This is a genomic window from Psychroflexus sediminis (assembly GCF_900099815.1).
In the GTDB taxonomy this organism is placed as follows: domain Bacteria; phylum Bacteroidota; class Bacteroidia; order Flavobacteriales; family Flavobacteriaceae; genus Psychroflexus; species Psychroflexus sediminis.
Window position 1 is genome coordinate 214,237 of record NZ_FNCW01000004.1, and the last position, 20,030, is coordinate 234,266.

Annotated in this window: 17 protein-coding genes; 10 read left to right on the top strand and 7 right to left on the bottom strand. The window is 39.1% G+C overall.

Going from position 1 to position 20,030, the window contains the following annotated elements:
- Positions 1 to 56 precede the first annotated feature (56 nt).
- Both BLP81_RS05445 and hemW read right to left on the bottom strand, forming a co-directional pair.
- Positions 57 to 425, bottom strand: coding sequence for an MmcQ/YjbR family DNA-binding protein (locus BLP81_RS05445; RefSeq protein WP_093366700.1), 369 nt, complete (start codon positions 423 to 425; stop codon positions 57 to 59).
- Positions 426 to 613: 188 nt separating this feature from the next.
- The gene (hemW, locus tag BLP81_RS05450) at positions 614 to 1,759 is read right to left on the bottom strand and encodes a radical SAM family heme chaperone HemW (protein ID WP_093366702.1); all 1,146 of its coding nucleotides are present in this window, start codon (positions 1,757 to 1,759) and stop codon (positions 614 to 616) included.
- Positions 1,760 to 1,835: 76 nt separating this feature from the next.
- Here hemW and BLP81_RS05455 point away from each other — a divergent pair, with 76 nt between their 5' ends.
- The 6 genes from BLP81_RS05455 (at position 1,836) to BLP81_RS05480 (ending at position 6,524) form a co-directional block, all read left to right on the top strand.
- Positions 1,836 to 2,336 carry a DUF456 domain-containing protein gene (locus BLP81_RS05455; RefSeq protein ID WP_093366705.1) on the top strand — a complete coding sequence of 167 codons (501 nt, stop codon included), beginning with the start codon at positions 1,836 to 1,838 and terminating at the stop codon, positions 2,334 to 2,336.
- 68 nt (positions 2,337 to 2,404) lie between these two features.
- On the top strand, positions 2,405 to 3,079 hold the full coding sequence (locus BLP81_RS05460) for a TIGR04283 family arsenosugar biosynthesis glycosyltransferase (protein ID WP_093366708.1): 675 nt from the start codon (positions 2,405 to 2,407) through the stop codon (positions 3,077 to 3,079).
- A 237-nt stretch (positions 3,080 to 3,316) separates the two neighbouring features.
- On the top strand, positions 3,317 to 3,772 hold the full coding sequence (locus BLP81_RS05465) for a DUF2267 domain-containing protein (RefSeq protein WP_093366711.1): 456 nt from the start codon (positions 3,317 to 3,319) through the stop codon (positions 3,770 to 3,772).
- 289 nt (positions 3,773 to 4,061) lie between these two features.
- Positions 4,062 to 4,892 carry an OmpA/MotB family protein gene (locus BLP81_RS05470; RefSeq protein WP_093366714.1) on the top strand — a complete coding sequence of 277 codons (831 nt, stop codon included), beginning with the start codon at positions 4,062 to 4,064 and terminating at the stop codon, positions 4,890 to 4,892.
- 161 nt (positions 4,893 to 5,053) lie between these two features.
- Positions 5,054 to 5,842, top strand: coding sequence for an SDR family NAD(P)-dependent oxidoreductase (locus BLP81_RS05475; protein WP_093366717.1), 789 nt, complete (start codon positions 5,054 to 5,056; stop codon positions 5,840 to 5,842).
- Positions 5,843 to 5,852: 10 nt separating this feature from the next.
- Positions 5,853 to 6,524, top strand: coding sequence for a haloacid dehalogenase type II (locus BLP81_RS05480; RefSeq protein WP_093366720.1), 672 nt, complete (start codon positions 5,853 to 5,855; stop codon positions 6,522 to 6,524).
- Here BLP81_RS05480 and BLP81_RS05485 read toward each other — a convergent pair.
- Both BLP81_RS05485 and BLP81_RS05490 read right to left on the bottom strand, forming a co-directional pair.
- Positions 6,521 to 7,252: a flavodoxin family protein gene (locus BLP81_RS05485; RefSeq protein ID WP_093366723.1), complete on the bottom strand. Its 732-nt coding sequence runs from the start codon at positions 7,250 to 7,252 to the stop codon at positions 6,521 to 6,523. The two genes, BLP81_RS05480 and BLP81_RS05485, sit on opposite strands and share 4 nt — an antisense overlap.
- Before the next feature lie 61 nt (positions 7,253 to 7,313).
- Positions 7,314 to 8,240, bottom strand: a complete 927-nt coding sequence (locus BLP81_RS05490; protein ID WP_093366726.1) for a LysR family transcriptional regulator — start codon at positions 8,238 to 8,240, stop codon at positions 7,314 to 7,316.
- A 93-nt stretch (positions 8,241 to 8,333) separates the two neighbouring features.
- Between BLP81_RS05490 and BLP81_RS05495 the strand changes: the two genes are divergently transcribed.
- From BLP81_RS05495 to BLP81_RS05505, 3 genes are read left to right on the top strand one after another with little or no spacing between them, the layout of a single operon-like run.
- Complete coding sequence (locus tag BLP81_RS05495) at positions 8,334 to 8,636, top strand: hypothetical protein (RefSeq protein ID WP_093366729.1); 303 nt, start codon at positions 8,334 to 8,336, stop codon at positions 8,634 to 8,636.
- A gap of 47 nt (positions 8,637 to 8,683) precedes the next feature.
- Positions 8,684 to 10,147, top strand: a complete 1,464-nt coding sequence (locus BLP81_RS05500; protein ID WP_093366732.1) for a proton-conducting transporter transmembrane domain-containing protein — start codon at positions 8,684 to 8,686, stop codon at positions 10,145 to 10,147.
- Positions 10,148 to 10,151: 4 nt separating this feature from the next.
- Positions 10,152 to 12,512 (top strand): DUF2309 domain-containing protein, encoded by a 2,361-nt coding sequence (locus BLP81_RS05505; protein WP_093366735.1) that lies wholly within the window; start codon positions 10,152 to 10,154, stop codon positions 12,510 to 12,512.
- Positions 12,513 to 12,631: 119 nt separating this feature from the next.
- Here the strand turns inward: BLP81_RS05505 and BLP81_RS05510 are convergent, their stop codons facing one another.
- The 3 genes from BLP81_RS05510 to BLP81_RS05520 form a co-directional block, all read right to left on the bottom strand.
- A complete protein-coding gene (locus BLP81_RS05510) occupies positions 12,632 to 13,504 on the bottom strand; it encodes a DUF808 domain-containing protein (protein WP_093366738.1) in 873 nt (290 codons plus the stop codon).
- 231 nt (positions 13,505 to 13,735) lie between these two features.
- The gene (locus BLP81_RS05515) at positions 13,736 to 14,518 is read right to left on the bottom strand and encodes an Fpg/Nei family DNA glycosylase (RefSeq protein WP_093366741.1); all 783 of its coding nucleotides are present in this window, start codon (positions 14,516 to 14,518) and stop codon (positions 13,736 to 13,738) included.
- A gap of 206 nt (positions 14,519 to 14,724) precedes the next feature.
- Positions 14,725 to 16,239: a DUF4842 domain-containing protein gene (locus tag BLP81_RS05520; protein WP_093366745.1), complete on the bottom strand. Its 1,515-nt coding sequence runs from the start codon at positions 16,237 to 16,239 to the stop codon at positions 14,725 to 14,727.
- Positions 16,240 to 17,247: 1,008 nt separating this feature from the next.
- Here BLP81_RS05520 and BLP81_RS05530 point away from each other — a divergent pair.
- On the top strand, positions 17,248 to 19,656 hold the full coding sequence (locus tag BLP81_RS05530) for a zinc-dependent metalloprotease (protein ID WP_093366752.1): 2,409 nt from the start codon (positions 17,248 to 17,250) through the stop codon (positions 19,654 to 19,656).
- Positions 19,657 to 20,030: the final 374 nt, after the last annotated feature.

Consider the following 20,030-nt stretch of genomic DNA (forward strand, 5'->3'; position numbering starts at 1 on the left):
AAATAGAGTTATTGGGCTATTCGTCACTAAAAAATGAAGAAGTTTATCACATAGCTTCATCTCAGCAAACCTTCACGCTGAGATTTAGGAAGCTTGCTCACCACCAGCGCATAGCTGTGGTTGATGAGATTCTGAATTACTTTTTTGGAAAGTTGAGATCCATCGACGACCACTGTATTCCAATGTTTCTTGTTCATATGATAACCCGGAAAGACCTCATCCGGATATTTTTCTCTGTATTCAATAGCTTTTTCGGGGTCGCATTTTAGGTTTAAGCTGTGGTCTCCCGCTTCCCATTTTTTCAAAGAAGTAAGCGCAAATACTTTGCCTTTCACTTTAAACACCAGGGTGTCGTTATCAAAGGGAAAGTCTTCGGTTGCTTCAGGTTTGCCAAGGCAGTAGTCTCGTAGTTCTTCGATATTCATTTTTGATATATTAAATCGGTTCGAGTGGTTTTTGGTCTTCTCATCCAAAAAGAAAATAAAAAAATGCAGAGTGAACTACAGGGCTTCAACACATATCTTTAAAATTCAACAGAAAGTGGATAAGCCTATATTTTTTCTCATGGCGGAGAGCAAAAACAAGCGGTCAGTCTTGTTAATGACTGCCCTAATCAGGAACCTCGGGGCGATTTTAAATTTAGCATAAATAATTCTGAAGCAATCCCATCGGACAAAAATTTACCTTCATCGGTTACTTTGAGAATATCGCCTTCAAGTTTCAATAAACCCTGGTGTTGAAACTCCTGGATATGATCCATCAAATAAGCCGCGTAAGTCAATCCAAATTCGGTTTCAACCACTTTCAAATCCACACCCCATTTGGTTCTAAGACGAGTCATAATATATTCATTATACCGATCTGTCGTGGACAGGTCTTCGAACTCAGCAGGAAGTTGACCAGCTTCCAGGGCCTGGATGTATTTAGGGTTATTATTGATGTTCCAGCTACGCCTGCTGTTCACAAAACTGTGGGCTGAAGGCCCGATGCCCAGATAAAATTTACCCGTCCAGTAGGCCGTGTTGTTTTGAGAAAAGTAGCCTGACTTACCGAAATTGGAAAACTCGTAGTTCTCATAGCCTTGGGTATGCATGGTCTCTACTAAAATATCGAAATGCAGTTTAGCCACGTCATCATCCACTGGCGGAATGATCTCTTTGTCTATAAAATGTTTTAAAGCCGTGTTGGGTTCTACTGTTAAAGCGTAACTGGAAATATGAGGAATATCGAGTTCCAGAGCTTTCGCCAGATTGGCTTCCCAGCGCTCTGCACTCATCTGAGGAATACCATAAATCAAATCAATCGAGATGTTATCAAAAAACTGCCTGGCCAGCAAAATAGAAGATTCAGCTTCTTCGGCATTATGCGCTCTGTTCATCATTTTGAGATCCGCTTCAAAAAACGACTGTACACCGATGCTCAACCTGTTGACTTTGGTTTCCGACAACATTTTCAGATAACCAAAATCCAAATCATCCGGATTGGCTTCGAGAGTGATTTCGGGTTGCTCAACAACCTCATAATGCGCATAAATTGTTTTAAATATAGAAGTCAGATCTGCTTTGGTGAGTAGGCTCGGCGTTCCTCCTCCAAAATAAATATTCTCAACAACTCCGGGAAGCTCGTCTTTTCTCATTTCAAGTTCCTTACCAATCGCGTTTACCAATTTGTCTTTGTGTTTTAAAGAGGTCGAGAAGTGAAAATCACAGTAATGGCAAGCCTGCTTACAAAAAGGGATATGGATGTAAAGTGAACTCATTGAAATTATTTTTTCAAAAGTATGATTTACTTAAGTGAATTCTTTAAGTTTAGGTTCGATTTAGACAAATAAAAACATGAGTATACTTTTAATCAGTTTAGGGTTCATCTGCTGTATTGTAGGTATTATCGGAAGTTTTCTGCCTGTTCTACCCGGTTTACCTATCTCCTGGATCGGCATTCTGCTTCTTTATGCCGTTCCTGAAGTGGAAGTGAGCTCAAGCATGCTGTGGATCACATTTGCGATCACTTTTGTTATTTTTATCCTGGATTACATCATTCCTGTGTTTGGAGTCAAAAAATATGGTGGTAGTAAATATGGCATGTACGGAGCAGGAATTGGTCTGGTCGTCGGCATCTTTACCCCTATTCCGCTCAGCGTTTTGGTTTTTCCTTTTTTAGGAGCCTATATCGCAGAACTCTATTATTCCAAAAAAGGAAGTCAGCAGGCTCTAAGAGCAGCTTTCGGCTCTTTTATTGGTTTTTTGACCTCTACGTTTATAGAATTTATGGGAGCTTTGGCATTTCTTATTATTTTCAGTTATAAATTGATTCAGTATAGAGAGTTTTTATTTTGAACCGGCCGTCCGCGTTTTTCAGGCGAATTCGTTACAAGCCGACTTCATCCCTTTAGACATTTTACCTTATGCTCATTAGTATTATTATACCGGCCTTAAATGAAGAAAAGTATATTGCTAAGGTGCTTGAACACAGCTTAAGCCTTCCAGGCCATTTTGAAGTTATCGTTGTGGATGGCGGTAGTCAGGACCAGACTCTAGCCATAGCCAAAGGCTTCGACACTGTAAACGTCTTGCGATCCAAAAAAGGCAGAGCTAACCAAATGAATCATGGAGCCGATCACGCTCATGGAGATGTTTTTCTTTTTTTGCATGCCGATACCTTTTTACCACCTGATGCTTATAATTCTATTATGGAATTCATAGGGCTTAAAAAAGTCATAGGTGGAAGCTTTAGATTGATAGTGAAAGACAAACATCCTATTTTCAAACTCTATACGTGGTGTAGCCAGTTCAGCCTAGAATTTTTCACTTACGGCGATCATGGAATCTTTGTCAAATCTGAAACTTTTAGAACCATAAATGGTTTTAAAACCATGGACTTTATGGAAGATGTCGAAATTCAAAAGCGACTTCGAAGACAAGGTAAATTCAAAAAACTAAAGTCTGCCGTGATGACCTCCAACAGGAGATTCCAGAAAAACGGGATTTTTTTACAACTAACAGCTGATGTTTTACTGGTTATCTTATTTAAAATCGGTGTTTCTCCTAATCGACTTAAGAGGTATTACCCGGATAACTGATCCAAAAAAAGCATATGATGTTCCTGTTTGCGCCTCTCCTGTTTACACCAAGCAGGTGTATTAAATCCTGCGGAGGATAAATCCAAGAGCAGTCAAAAAAAATCAAACCAACTTGTTGAACCAAAAAGGTTAAAATTATAAAAAAGCCTTTCCATGCTTTTTTAATATCTGTAAATTATAAATGTAACTAAGAAAATACTATAGGCATTAATGCTTACTAACTTAAAAAAATAAACAATGAAAAATTCAAACTTAAGCTTCGATAAATTTGCCAAAGATGCCAACCTGTATATTAAAAAATTAGCTTTAGATTTGGGTCACCCGGAAGAAAAAGATCGCACCTTGAGGTTGTGGCGTGCGGTCATGCACACCATAAGAGACCGTATTCATATCGGAGAATCGCTTCAAATAACAGAACCCCTTCCCATGATTTTCAAAGGGATTTATGTTGAAGGCTTGACCTTTTCTGAAAAGCCATCCTTAAGTTATGATACTCTTGAAGAGATGAAAGACCAGGTGAAAAAACATCAGGACATGTACGGTGAAGAAGATTTTTCATGGTCAAAACCCACTGAAGAGCTTGTTGCTATTGTCCTGAACTCTCTTAAGGATTTTATGTCTGAAAACCAGTTAAGCCACATCATAGAACAAATGCCCAAGGAAATTAAAGAAAGCCTGAAGAAAGCAGTATAACCTAACAGAAGACCTTTTGTGATTTTTTTAAAGAAGAGAAAGCATAAGACTCCGGGACATTGGCAAAAAGTAGATTTCAGGTTCATTTATAGCTCAAAATAAATACATCGTCAGTAGTGTATTTTAAAACTTGGTGATTCTCAATGTGTTTTTTTAAGGTATTGCCCTGATAATCAGCGCAAATTTTACGAGCAGTTGATTAAACCATTTTTTTAACAAAAAAATGTACCCGCTATGACAACATCTTCTAGCAAACTTCCGTTATTTACAACAACTAAAATAAATAAACATGAAGACCAACAAAATAGTATTAGCCCTGAGTACGGCAGTCATTATGTCTGGCTGTGTTTCTAAAAAGAAATACACAGAATTGCAAACTAATTTGGATCAAACCAAATCAGAGTTGATGCAAACCCGAGTTGAAAAGGAAGAACTTGAAGACCAAATGAATCAAATTGAAATGCGTGTCGAGCGTTACAATTCAAAAATTGCTTCTTTACAAACTGAAAAAGAAGGGATGATGGTAAGTGTTCCCAACGAAAGCATTGTTCTGTCAGAAAAAAATAAAGAAGCGATGCGGAGAACTTTAAAAGATGTTCCGGCTTCTAAGCTTGCAGGAGCAACTTCGCTAAGAGATTCTTTGAACATAGCTATTTCTCATAACATTTCAAAAAAGATTGGAGAATCTGGAGAAGATCTCAATGTATCTATTGAAGAAACTATGGTCAAGATCAATATAGATGACAATCTCCTGTTTGGGGATAGCAGTTATAGAATAGGAAACGATGCAGATGACATCCTTTCTAGAATTGCAGAGGTTGTAAAATCAGAACCCTCCTTAGAAGTTTTGGTCGAAGGTCATACCGATAGCAGAACTGTTAAAGAAGACAGCTATATTGTTGACAACTGGGACTTAAGTGCAAGAAGAAGTGCAGCCGTTGTACGAAGATTGGAAGAGAAATTCAATGTGCCGTCTGAGCAAATGATTGTAGCGGGAAGATCTAGTTATGACCCTGTTGTTCCTAACGATTCAAAAGCCAATATGGCCAAAAACCGTAGAACTCAAATTGTCATTATGCCCAACTTAGATAAATTTTTCGCCATGCTCGGTGAGGACTAGTTTCAGAGGAAAATCCAACATATACTTAAAATCCTGATTATTCATTTAATCAGGATTTTTTTTGATTCTGAGAATATGAATAGCCTAAAGCGATAAAATAAAGCTAAAAGCATTGATGTTTAGAGCATTATCTTTAATTTAAAATAAATTTGATAAAAACTATGGATCTTAAACATAAAAAGGTGATGATTACTGGCGGAAGTGCTGGTATAGGAAAAGCTTTAATCAAAGAATTAATAACGCAAGGGGTTAAGGATTTTGCTGTAATTGGTCGGTCTCAAGACAAGCTGAATGCACTCACAGAAGAGTTTGAAGAAGTGAATTTTATACTTGTGCCTGGTGATGTTTCAAAATTGAATGCTATTGAAAACTTTGTAAAGGAGGTCAGCAATAACTGGAGCCATATCGACTTGCTTATCAATAATGCGGGAGTTGTAAGCGCAGATTCTCTTCAGGAGATGACTGATGAAGACATCGTCGATCAAATCAACATTAACCTTACGGGGCTTATTTTACTGACCAAAAAGGCTCTGCCTTTACTCTTAAAAAGCGACGAAGCCGGACTTATGAACATCTCTTCAGGCTTGGGCTATATCGCCAAACCTTTCTATTCGGTTTATGCCGCCACCAAAGCTGGCGTGAGACATTTTTCTGAAGCTATGCGAAGGGAACTTATTTTTGAAAATATTCATGTCATGACGGTTTATCCTACCGCAACCGATACTGATATGATGAGCAGTGCCAAGGTAGACCAGATGGATAGTCCTGAGCTGGTTGCCAAAAAATCTGTTGATGGATTATTGAATAAAGAAATAAATGTGATTTTGGGTGGTGAACAGCGTATAAAGGATATCGATACGAATTTCAACCACCCCTTAAAGATCGATAAGTCCGTCAAAGAAAATTACGAAGCTTACAAAGAGAGAACAGAAGCGCACAGAGCCATGTAATTCAAAAATTATGACACCACAGCTGCTTATTTTCGATGTGAATGAAACCCTGCTGGATCTTTCACCTATGAAAGAAGGCATTACTAAATTACTAGGGAACCCAAATGCCTACGAAGACTGGTTTTCAATATTGATCCAAATGGCAATGGTTGAAACTTTGACAGATAAGTATTCAGATTTTGGTGAAATAGGAGCGGCTGCTTTAACGATGACCTCACAGAAGCATTCAAAATCTATTTCAGAGGAAGATCTAAAACTCACATTACACCTCATCAAAGAATTAAAACCTCACCCTGAAGTTAAAGAAGCTTTGGAAAAATTGAAATCTAAAGGTTTTAGGCTTGTTGCTCTAACTAATGGCGGCCGGGAAACTTTAGAACAACAGATGAATTATTCCGGATTGGAATCCCTATTTGATGGCTTTTATAGTGTCGAATCTGTAAGGAAATTCAAACCCCATCCAGATGCTTATCATCATGTTTTAAAGAAGGAAAAAACAAGCCCTGAAGAGTCCATGCTTGTTGCAGCACATGCCTGGGATATTGCCGGAGCTCAACAGCTAGGAATGCAAACGGCTTTTATAAAAAGGCCTGGTAAATTTCCCTATCCGAAAGGTAAAAAACCCCCGCTCATTTGTAAAGATTTTACGGAACTTTATATGAAACTCACTGTTGATGCTTAGCGATATTCTGGGTTTTCAAAATTCCATCGTTTGCCTGCATCCCAGTCTTTACGAGAGTTTCCATAAGCTGGATAACCTCCATTGGATTTAAGCATATTGGCGAGATGCAACAAATTATAGGTCATAAAGGTGGTGTTTCTATTGGTAAATTCAGTATTTACACCTGCAGGTTCATCCAGTTTTTCGCCACCCCACTCTGTATCCCCATAACTTGGACCAGGTCCTACTTCGCCTATCCAGCCCGCATCAGCCTGAGGAGGAATGCTATAGCCTAAGTGTTGTAGAGCAAACAATATCCCCATGGAACAATGCTTCACGCCATCTTCATTACCCGTGATAAGGCAGCCACCAACTTTCCCATAATACACATACTGCCCTTTATCGTTATGATAGCCGGACATGGCATATAAGCGCTCGATCACTTTGGAGGCCACAGAAGAGCGTTCACCCAACCAAATGGGTGTTCCCAGTACTAAAATATCTGCACTTATAATCTTCTCATAAAGCGACGGCCAATCATCACGCTTCTCTCCTTCTTCTACCATGTCGGGTTGAACTCCAACAGGCAAATGATAATCTACAGGTCTTATGATTTCCACCTCTACCCCTTCTTTTTTCATGAGGTCTATAGAGATATTCATCAATGAGCGGGTATGGCTTTTTCTGGGCGACTTTTTTAAAGTGCAGTTTAAAAATACGGCTTTTACATCTTTAAATGAACTATTCATGAGAAGAGAGGTTCAGATTTGTACTAAAATTAATCAATTAATACTTAAAACCCTAAAACGATTAATTATAGGTCTCGATCCAGGAGAAATGCTCCTGTGCAATTTTTTCCTTTTCAAGTTCCAGGTGGTCTAAAAACGCCTTGGCTACAGGTGTCAGTTTTTTCGACTTCAACCATACCACCTGCCAGGTGCTTGAAAGGGGTAGGTTATGGACAGGTACAATTTGGAGATCTTTTTCTTTGAGTTCATTTTTAATTCCTATTAGCGGCATTATAGAAATTCCCAAGCCAGCCATTACCGCTTGTTTTACAGCTTCGTTGGAGGTTAGTTCCATTTTCTTTCTCACCTGGAAATTATGCTTCGAAATATAATTTTCCATGGCTTTTCGCGTGGCAGACCCTTCTTCTCTAAAAATAAGGGGTAGCTGAGTCAAAAGTTGTTCTTTATTTGCAAGTTGTTCTTGAGATAAGTGTCGTCCAGCTACGAGAAAAAGCTGATTTTGCATCAGCTCAAGGCTACTCACTTTAAGCTTTTTGGGCAGTACAGAAATCAGTGCAAAATCAACTTCATTTTTTTCCATGCTTCTGACCACTTTAGTTTTATTGGTCACATCCATGATGAGATCGACACCTGCATGTTTATTCATGAATTCTGATAAGAAAAAAGGCATGACATATTTCCCTGTTGAAGCAACAGAAATTTTGATTCTACCCGATAATTTTCCCTTAAAAGCATTGGTTTTATAATTAATGGCTTCTACTTCTTCAAGGATTTTTTTGGCCGCTTCAGCAATTTCATTGCCAAAATCCGTAACGAAAAGTTGCCTCCCAACAATTTCAGTTAAAGGAATCGAGAATTGGTCCTGGAAGTTTTTAAGCTGTATAGATACTGCTGGCTGAGTTAAGTGAAGCTTTTCAGCTGTTCTTGTAATGCTCTTAGAATTTGCTATTTCCGAAAATATGAGCAACTGGTGCAAAGTATAATTCATAATTTATTTTAATGAATTGCATTAATTATATAAATAAAAATTTATGAATCTAATTTATAATATTTGCATCACAAATCAAAATCATTTTTCACTATGGAGGCAAATCAAACATTGACAACCAAAAACAAAAAGGTAAAATTAGTAGACGGCGAGTTTACTCCCACTCAGGCTTCGGATATTTTAAATGCCTTAATCGATCAGAAAATAAACTATCACAAAATTGAAAACCTACAGCACTGGGAACAAAATCACAACAATGACTCTAAACCGTTTATCACTAGAATTCAAGCATTAGAAAAAGAGAAAGAGGCTGTTGATCGCTATATCTCCGAAATTAGAAAGGAGGGCAAAAAAATAAGCATAAACGGCATTATAACCTTGAATTCGATAGATTAAGCATAAAGCTAAGCCAGGCTTTATGCAAACAAATTTAAAAACTTACTATGGAAAGTTATACTCTATCCACCCTTGAAAACCAAACTGAAGAGCAACCTAATGGTATTCCTCTAGTTTCCAGAATCTCTTCTAAACTTCATTGGTTTTTACTAACGGCAAGCATTTTAGCTTTAATTTTTTATCAGGTATTTGCACCCAACTGGGAATATTTAGACATTTTTAGAATAAATGGATTTACACTGTTGATTTGGACAACTGTACTTTTCTTTAGTTCGATTGTAAGCAGTTATTCCAAAAATTACCTCACCGGTTTCCAGTACCAAAAACGCTTCTCGCTTTTTAGCATTTGCTTTACGCTTTCAGTTATGTTATTCGTGGCATCAAATCACATTCTGCCTTTGCTTATTTCATGGTTTGCCATGGGCTATTTTATGGCAAAATTGATTGGTGTCAATAAAACCTGGGGAGAAGCAAGACAAGCGGAAACTTTTTCTTTGAGATATTTTATATCTGGCGCTTTGGTATTAACCATCGGGATTCTCTTGCTCTGCTATGATAGCGATCAATTTACATTACAAGGCTTAATGATCACTGACGAATTTAGTAATTCTATCTTAATCATCTCTACCGTACTGATCATTATTGCAGCTACCATTCAATCTGCTATTTTTCCTTTTCACAGGTGGCTGCTCTCGGCAATGACTTCACCTACTCCGGCATCTGCCCTTATGCATGCAGGTTTTGTGAATGGTTCAGGACTATTGCTTACCTTATTTGCGCCCTTGCTTATCCTGTCCAATACCCTTTGGATTTTATTTATCATAGGAGGTATTACTGCAATACTTGCTCAATTTCAAAAATTGATACAAGTTAATGTAAAGCACAAGCTGGCTTGCTCCACCATTGCCCAGATGGGATTTATGATTATGCAATGCGGACTAGGTTTTTTTAATGCGGCGATTGCTCACCTGATCCTGCACGGGTTTTATAAAGCCTACCTCTTCTTATCTTCGGGAGAACAGGTCATGCAAAGTTCACCACAGGAATCTCCACGCATAAAAATCACCTTTTTACAAGCTGTTGCAGTATTACTCTTTGGGGTTTTGGGAGCGTTTTTATTTTCGTACCTCACTGGCAAAACCAATACCACCGACAGCAGTATCTTTCTTACCTTAATTGTAGCGATAACCGTAGGCCAAGCCACTTATAACATCGTAAAAGAGAAAAGTTTTAGTTACATAGAAAAACTTGTGGCTTCTGCTGTCCTATTCATTGTTGGAATAAGTGTTTACGCTCTTCTTTTCAACGGGATCACAATTTTGATGTCTGAAATGCCTATGATTCAGGTTCCGCATAGCCTGGATACACTTCAAATTGTCTTTGGAGTTATCTTTTTGATCGGGTTTTTTATCATGAAACTGGGGGTGCATCGCAAATCGCCCTGGCTCTATGTCAAACTCTTGAATCTGTCACAACCTTATAAAAAAACCATTCATTACTACAAAAAATAAGTCTATGAAACGAGACCACATTCTTCAAAAAATCGATTCAGCTTCCCATGTGATTGGCAAAACATGGCCCCTCTACGCTTTCGTGACATCCAATCCGCTGACCGGTTATGAGAATAGACATTTTAAACAAGCAATTTCGGAAGTAGAGCAACTGGTTGGCGGGCAACTACTCCCTCAGGTTTCTACCTTTATAAATGCCTGGGAACAAGAAGAGATAGACCGGCTTGAAATCGATGCGCTTTTCAAAAAAAATGGAATAGGACTTTCTCCGGAAGAGAGCCTAGCCCAAATGCAAACCTCATCTCCTGAGTTTAAAAATCCTTCGCATGAGGTCGATAGACTTGTCATCAAATGGTTGATGGCTTTTATGGATGAAGGTCTTGCAGAATGGAGCATGCCCAATAAAGAAAAAGGATTCTATAAGGCGTGGAAAACACTGGCTAAGTATGATCAGGAACTCAATTTAAAATCTTCTGTAGCATTCCCCGATGAGAGTGTAGAATTGATAAGTGATTTAGTAAGCGACTTTTCTGAAGCAGATCAAATTAAGATTTTCGAATATCACCTATCAGCCTTACCAGGCTGGACCGGTTACATCAAGAATAGAGCTGAAACCAATTCGGAATGGCAAAAGAAATTCAAAATAAGTTTGGAAGATTATCTAGCAGTAAGGCTGTGGATGACTAAACATTTGAATTTCGAAATACGTCCGGGTAAGGCCATTGAAAACGGGGAGAGCAAAGAAAGAAACCTCCAATACCTCTGGCTGAAGGCCTGGGAAAAAAGTTGGCAGAATAAATTATCCAAAGAATTGGATCAGATTTTAAAAATTTCTGAAGCGACCCGTCCATCAGTCAGTGCCAGCGAAACTCCAGATGCGCAACTGGTTTTTTGCATCGATACCCGGTCTGAATTGATAAGAAGGCATGTCGAATCAAAAGGAAATTATGAAACCTTCGGATATGCTGGTTTTTTTGGAATTGCTATGGACTATGAAAATCTAAGCGATGGCATCATCAAAAAATCATGTCCGCCGATTGTAGCTTCGTCTTATAAGGTTTCGGAAGAACCAAAAAAAGAAAAACACTTAGAAGCCGCTCAATATCACAAACGCCAGGAAAAGGAAAAGTTTACGCATTATTTCTTAAAGCGCATGAAGCATATGCTTCCTTCTGCTTTCGGGTATGTAGAAGGCTCTGGCTTCTTTTACGGAATTTCACTTTTTCTAAGAACCGTTCTCCCGGAAAAACTTTACAATCCCAGACAAGTAGAAAAACGATCTTTTGAGCGCTATTTCAGTCCACACATACATTCTGTAAGCGATACTTCCTCTTCAGATCAAATCAGTCTGGAAGAAAAAACAGCTATCGTGAAATCTGCCTTTGACCTGATGGGATGGAAAAATTTTTCCCCTTTAGTCCTTTTTGTAGGCCACGGCAGCCACTCTGCCAACAATCCATTTGGGTCCAGTTTAGATTGCGGGGCCTGTGCCGCCAGTCCCGGCAGGCATAATGCCAGAATGCTAGCCAAACTCGCCAATCTTCCAGAGGTAAAACGAGCTCTCAAAGAACACGACATACTCATACCGGATTCTACATTCTTTATGGGAGCAGAACATAACACCACAACAGATGAAATCCTCATTTTCGATTCTGAATTGCCGGAGACTCACAAAGCGCAACTGGCAAACCTGAAAGCAAATCTGCATCAGGCTCAGGGTTCAGCTACCACGGAACGTCTGGGAAAATCAGAAGACAGCATTAAAGCAGCGCATATAAAAACCAATGACTGGTCTGAAACCAGACCCGAATGGGGACTTGCCAAAAATGCAGGATTTATCGTCGGCCCCAGATCTTTGTCAAAAAGCATCAACCTGCAAGGAAATTGCTTCCTGCATTCTTACGACTGGGAAATGGACTCGGAAGGCAAAGCGCTGGAAGGCATCATGCAGGGACCTATGGTAGTGACCCAGTGGATCAATAACCATTACTACTTCTCTTCGGTGGATAACGACAACTACGGCGGAGGCTCCAAAATCACGCATAACGTCACGGGACGATTTGGCGTTATGCAGGGAAATGGAGGTGACTTAAAAAGAGGATTACCGCTGCAATCTGTCAACGAAACCGATCAAAAAGCCTATCACCAACCCTTGAGATTATCGGTTTATATTCATGCTCCCTTAGAAAGAATTAACGGTATCTTACAAAAGAACGCGAACCTTAAATCCCTGCTGGATAACGAATGGATTTATCTCCTGGTCATCGATCCTGGCGATTCTAACACGATCAAGCGATACGAGCAGAATTTTACCTGGAAAGCTACTGAAAAAGGAGTTGAAAAGAAATTAGTTGGAATGCAGTAATCACTTCCCACTTAAAGGCTTCATCCTAAGCCCGTTTTTTATTTTTAGCTATTTATCGGCGGAAATTTTTTAAAGTTTCCGCCTTTAGAGTTTAACCAAGACTTCGAAAAACCAGGTTCCTAGAGAGCAGAAACTTTTTTCCAAAGTTTACTGGCCAGGTTGATAACGAGTAAAACGATAAACCCCACCACAAGTCCAACTAAAAACTCTGCCAGAAGTGAAGGCAAACCTGCCAGAAGATCGTGGATGAAATGAATATTATGTGTGAAAATTCCTCCTGAAACCAATAATAAAGCAATAGTCCCAATGACCGTCAGGCTTTTGATAACTACAGGCAAGGCACTGATTAAAAAGCGACCGATTTTATCTGAAAAACTGTTATTTAAGGAGACCAGCTTAGCCCCGAATTCATCCATCCTGACAATAAGCGCAACCAGGCCGTAAACACCTACAGTCGCAATCAGGGCTATAAGAGATACCGTAAGAATTTGAATAAGTAAGTCGTCTTGATCGGCAATACTCCCCAGAGCTATGATCACGATTTCAACAGAGAGAATAAAATCAGTAAGAATCGCCGATTTTATCTTTTCTTTTTCCAGACTTAAGATTTGTTGTTTCGAAAGTTTTTGAAACTTTGGAGTTTCATTCTTATTGGAGTGAGGAACAAAATATTCATAAATCTTTTCGGCGCCCTCGTAAGCAAGGTACAATCCGCCAACGATAAGAATAATACTTATGGCTGAAGGCAAAAAAGCATTTAATAAAAATGCTAAGGGCAGAATAATCAACTTATTGAGAAATGAGCCTTTGGTAATTTCCCAGATGACAGGCAATTCCCGAGCAGAAATAAATCCTGAAGCTTTTTCAGCATTCACAGCCAAATCGTCACCCAGCAAGCCTGCTGTTTTCTTTCCAGCGATTTTTCCCATTGCTGCCACATCATCCATCAATGTAGCCACATCGTCCAATAGCGCAAAAAATCCTGAAGCCATACCTGAGTTTTAATATTGAAACAGCAAGATAAGGCTTCCTGCAAAACTTGATTAATCAGGTTATCACAAAAATTACTTCTGATGAAACCCCTTTTATAGGACCAGTCTTATCATAATCTACCTGCATCGATATCTGAGCTATACCAGTTAAGACTACCGAAAACACATTTAAGCGGCGAGGAACTGAACATCTAAGCAAAACTTTTATTTCGAAACCAGGGATCTTCTAGCCTAGAGCTCCTGCCATTGGGGAGAGAAGTAGGTGGTCCTCCCTCCTACTTTTATTTTTTTGATGTCGGCTCCGGTATGAAAACAGGTCGCTCCTTCTTTTCTAAAGTGCATCAGGAAATGTTCCGGAAAGTCGCTGTAATGGGCGTCGTTTTCAATGGCCACTTCAATCACGGTTTTCATGCAATCGAATACACGCTCTATATCTTCAGGAGTCAAATCTTCCACTTTTTTGGTAGGATGCATTTTGGCCTGGTATAATATTTCATCAGCCATCCAGTTGCCTACACCAGCTGCCACGCTTTGATCCATCAGAATCTTTTTGATATCGGTCTTCCGGTTTTCCAGAGAGTCTTTAAAATCGTCGAGCTTCAGATTTCTGGCATCATCGCTTAGATTGTGTTCTGCTTTAAATTCTGCGACAGAACTGGTGAGGTCCCACCAGCCAAACTTGCGTTTGTTCTCAAAGGCAAAATGAAAGCCATTTTCAAAAGTTAACTGAATGTGAGCATATTGGGGACGATCATCTTCACTCTTATAATAATTTGGCCTGCCTGTCATTCCAAAGTGTATGACTAGAATTTTTTCACCTGTAGTCTCCACAAACAAATATTTGCCAATGCGTTGTGTTGCTTTAAATTCTTGATTGATCAGGTGTGAGTCAAAATCAGATTTGGATTGCTTCAGCAATCTTTGGTCCCGGCAATCCATCGCTGTGATGCGCTGATGGAGAGCGGTGCTGTCTATATAAATTTTATAATTCTCTACTTCTGGTAGTTCGGGCATACTCTTTTATTTAAAGTTATAAAAAAACTGAACTAATGTCCCTATTAACTTTTATGAAAATGAGTAAAACCAAAAAATATTTTGAAAAGCTTAGCAGATGTGCAAAACCTCACCAAAAAAAGAAGGCTGCTAAAAAGCAGCCTTCTATATTCCCTTGAAGAGACTTTTCTATAAGCCTCGACTAGTCTATCGTAATAGACTAATTCTTAAGGACAGTTCTCATACAAGTCTTGTAAATTAGATGTAGGAACGAAGTTGGTTTGGAAATTATTACCATAAACGGTTCTAATGTCTGTACCTTCTTGCACCCATTTCCAGTCCTGATCGGTAATTAACCCATTAGGATACTGCTGTCCATCTTTTGTAAATGTTGATGTAGGGAAAAGATTTCCTACCGTCAAATTATAATTCGGACCGCCATTTATTTCAAGATTGGCATCGAATGGATTTAACAGATAAAAAACGAAATCTGAAGGTGCACTTTCAATAGTAATGGTTTTCATAATACCAGAACCAACAACTCCACCACAAACAGAATTTACAAAATTTCCATTTGGATTAAATGCCTGGTTTGTACTTGGGTAAATTTCTACCATTGTGTTACCAGATACTTCTTGAATATCTGTAGCATCACCTGATATTACATAACCTGTACCAGGTAACCACATTTTAAAAGCATGGCTATAGCCACCACCTCTTGCCACTGGCTCAAACGTAAAGTTTAAGTTACCGGTAGCGATATCCGTAGAACTCGTTGTTCTTACAATAAAGTCATTGTAATCGCAATCGTTAGCACCTCCGTCATCATTGAGATCCTCCCAGGCCACATTGTAAGTGTTACTGAATACATCAAAATCTCCGTCACAATTCTCGTTAAGGTGAAGGTAGCCTTTTTCATCATTGATCATATCAACTCTATCCAAGGAGATTGTACCTTCAAACAAGACATCGTTTACATATAATTTTATGAAAACAGACTGCTCCGCCGTAGATATGCTAGGATCGTAAGGTAATTTTAAACATAGAAGTTCGTTAGATTCAACTTCACTACCATAATCCCCATCAGCTGAACTGCTCCAGATTAAGTCTGCCTCAGAAGTTTCGTTTTCATTTGGATAAACAAATGCTTCTAAAGTAGCTACTTCGTGTCCTTCATCAGGCTTACAGAAGTTAGTGAATATACATAGATTCTTGGTTTCTTTTAAGTCAATATTCCAAAATACAAAACCAAATTGAGGCGGTGTGAATTCTTCAACACAAAGCACTTCAATGTCGTATTCAATTTTTCTGTAATTTTCTACCGTTACACTGAAAGGTAAAGGCTGATTTACAAACTGCTCGAACTCGCTGCCTACCATAGGTGTAGCATAAAGCGGGTTATCATCTGCGTCATAAAGTTGACAGCTGGTGACTTCATAATTACCCGGAGGAAGTTCTATAAGGTCCGTTTTGAAGTCATCTCCCCATGTATTTAGATCGATGGTATAGCTGTTTCCAGCCATTTCAACTACAGCATAAGAAGCAAAAGCCAAATCACAGGATTCACCGTTCTTTTCGAGACCCTTAGCTCCAGTCTTGGCAGTGCTTACCCGATCCCCTGAAAATATAAATTCTACTCCGCTTGCTTCTTCCGGAACAGCTGCTTCATCCTGACAGGAATACATGAACATCATAGCTGTACAAGCCATGAATAAATTAAATGTTCTAAATAAATTTTTCATAATTCTAATATTTTTTAGTTTTTAAAGTTTTAAAGTTTTGAGTTAATAGTTCTAACACTAGATAATCTCACGGGTGATCTGATAAATGGTTTCATAATCTTTTTAGTTTTGTTTGTAGTTTTATTTACCATAAAATTAAGATTTAACTCAGATTTATGCCAATATTTTAACACTAAAAAAGCTTTTTTAGACTTATCCACACTATGTTAAAATGCTGTATTCTAGATGTATACTGGTTTCATCGATGAAACCTATAGTAACTTATATGTAATTAGCGCAATAATTATTGTTAATAAAAACACAAATAAATTGCTTTCATTTTTTTAATAGTGATATTTAGTTAAAATTTTAACTTGAATTAACTGAATTTGAGACACTTAAAACTCAAAAATCTTGGATTTCTAAAGTCTTCTTAAGCCGAATTTGCATAAACTCACTATTATGCATAACAATAAACTGCTTAAAGCAGAACCTATACTTTAAGAATCAGTTGAGAAAGATGACTTAGCTGAAGGCAATTTGGAAGCCTGAGACATTCATATAGATACGAATGAGTTTATAAGCTATGAGCACTAAGCAGCATCAGTCTTTGAATTTTAAACATTGGGTGTTATATCTTTTTATGGACAAAAGAAAAGATCAGGATGATAATCAAAAGTATCAATTCGATTCAGTCAAAAAATTTACAGCCCAACCTGACAGTGAGGGAATAAAAAGAATTAAAAGCTGTTCAAATAAAGTAAAGCGATATTTTAATGCTCGCAGATTATTCTTTATACCAAAACCGCTTTTAACATGTGCTGCAGATGATTATCTTTTCTCACTGACCTATTATAATAACCTCCTCTGCCATTTGAACTTTACAACTTAAACACATTTGCTGTCATAAAACTAAAAATAAAATACAGAGTTTTTAAATGTTTTTGGGTTTGAAATAAAAACTAAACCCTGAATTTTCCAAGTAAATCTTATATTCGGTGCAAACTTATTTCTTTTAGCCCTTGTACCATGAAAAGACTTATTGGAATTACCTTTTTATTCATCACCACCATAGCAGGTGCACAAACTTTCGACACTTTAAAAGACAAAGAAATGCTCACTAAAGAAGAGGGTTTTTTTGATTTTTGGTATTCCCAGGAAGAGGATAAAATTTACCTGCAGGTAGACCGGCTTGACCAGGAGTTTATCTATGTGAATTCACTGACCAGTGGTCTGGGCTCCAACGATATTGGTTTGGACCGCGGTAAGCTGGGCAAGACCGCCATCGTCAAGTTTCAGCGTGCGGGAAATAAGCTGTTACTGATGCAGCCCAATCAGGATTATAGAGCCAATACCGACAATGCGCTGGAACGTCGAAGCGTCGAACAGGCTTTTGCCAAATCGGTGTTGTTTGGTTTTGAAATCATAGACGAAAGCGAAAAGGCATTCCTGATCGACTTTACGCCCTTTATGATGCGAGATGCTTACGGAATTTCTAAACAATTAAAGCAACAAAAACAAGGCACTTATAAAGTAGACCAAAGCAAAAGCGCCTTGGCGATGCAACGGACCAAAACCTTTCCAAAAAACACAGAATTTGAAGCCCTGCTCACTTTTACCGGTGATGCTGAAGGCAGAAACATCCGCTCGGTTGCTCCAGATGCTTCCAACCTGACAGTCACCCAACACCACAGCTTCGTGCAGCTGCCCGATGATGGGTATCAAAAACGCGAATTTGATACTCGAAGCGGAGCCAATTTTATTTCCTATCAGGATTATGCAACTCCCATCTTTGAGCCCTTGACCAAACGCTACATCATACGGCATCGCCTGGAAAAAAAGAACCCTAAAGCCAAAGTTAGCGAAGCCAAAGAGCCAATTATTTATTACTTAGACCCGGGAACTCCGGAGCCTGTCAGATCCGCTCTGCTGGAAGGTGCCCGGTGGTGGGACCAGGCCTTTGAAGCCATAGGGTATAGGAATGCTTTCCAGGTGAAGATGCTTCCTGCCGAGGCCGATCCCATGGATTTGAGGTATAACATGATTCAGTGGGTACACCGTTCCACTCGCGGCTGGAGTTATGGCGCGAGTGTAGTGGATCCACGAACCGGTGAAATTTTGAAAGGCCACGTGAGTTTAGGAAGCCTCAGGATTCGCCAGGATTTCATGATCGCCCAGGCCTTGATGAACCGCCCTTTTGCCACTTCAGATGACAATTACGAACCCATGCTGGACATGGCTTTGGCCAGAATTCGTCAGCTGTCTGCTCACGAAGTCGGGCATACCCTTGGTTTTGCCCATAACTTTGCAGCCAGCACCAATGCAGATGCCAGCGTGATGGATTACCCCCACCCCAATTTAAAACTGGAACAAAATCAAATCGACTTCTCCGAAGCCTATGATACGGACATTGGTCCATGGGACAAAGTGACTGTGGCTTACAGTTACGGCGAGAGCAATACTGAACAGACCGAAAAAGAATACCTGAATTCTGTTTTAAAACAGGCCCAAGATGCGGGTTTACAATTTATCAGCGATGCCGATGCACGTCCTCAGGGAGGAGCGCATGCTTACGCCCATTTGTGGGATAATGCAAAAAACGCTTCTGAAGAATTAAACCGTATTTTGGAACTTCGTCAAAAAGCCATTTCCAATTTCTCTGAAGACAATATCAAGACAGGAGAAGCCTATTCAGTTTTAGAAGATGTGTTTGTGCCTTTGTATTTTTTCCATCGCTATCAAACCGAAGCCAGTGTCAAACTCATAGGCGGCTTAAATTACAACTACGCCACCAAGGGAAGTGACTTAAAGCCTGTAGAGATGATTCCAAGACTAGAACAGGAGAAAGCCCTGAGTACCGTTCTCAGAACTCTTCACGCTGAAACTTTGGCGATTCCAAAGCCTATTCTAGACCTGTTCCCTCCGCGAGCTTTTGGTTATGCCAGAAGCCGCGAATCTTTCAAAAGCAATACAGGTGTCAGTTTTGATGCCCTTGGCGCTGCCGCTACTGCAAGTGATATGAGCTTAGGCTTATTGCTACATCCAGAGCGGGCCAACCGGTTGATACAACAGAACGCTCTGGAGGATTCCAGTGTAAGCCTGGAACAAGTCCTGCGAGAGTTGGTGGAACACACATTCGAAAAAAAACACAAATCTGATTACCTGAATGAAGTCCAGAACAGCATTAATTTCAATGTATTAAAACATGTGATGAATCTTTCAGCTAGCAAAAGAAGTATTCCGCAAGTCAAAGCTCTGGCCAACGAAACCTTAGGTGAGTTGAAAAACAGCTTCAGTAAAACTGATTCCGAGGTTTCAAAAGAAATGACTTACCGCATTGAAAAATTTATGGAAGACCCCGAAGAGTTTAAGGTGATTCCTTCACCAGCAATCCCGGATGGAAGCCCCATTGGAAGTTTTCAGTGTTTGAATGAATAAACCTTGAATTTATTTTCATCCCCTGAATGCCTTATGAGACCTTGTTAAAACTATAGCGGTAGCTGTATATCGGGCTGAGACCAGAATTTGCTGAATTTGTAAGAGAACAGCAAAAGCCACACAGAATTCATAAGGATAAATGTAGCGATACGCTTTTGTGAAATTTGTTTCATCTCAGGAATTATCACTGCCTCAATATTTTTAGGAAATAAGTTTTAAAAATTTCAGATTTTAACATATTTAAAGAAAAGGCCTTAATTCTTTGCAAATCAGGCATCTCCACTTTAAATACAAGAGTTTTCTTAAACTGAATTAAAAAATGAATACAGAATTAATTTGGCCAGTATTGATAAATTGCTACTTTTATCTTAATA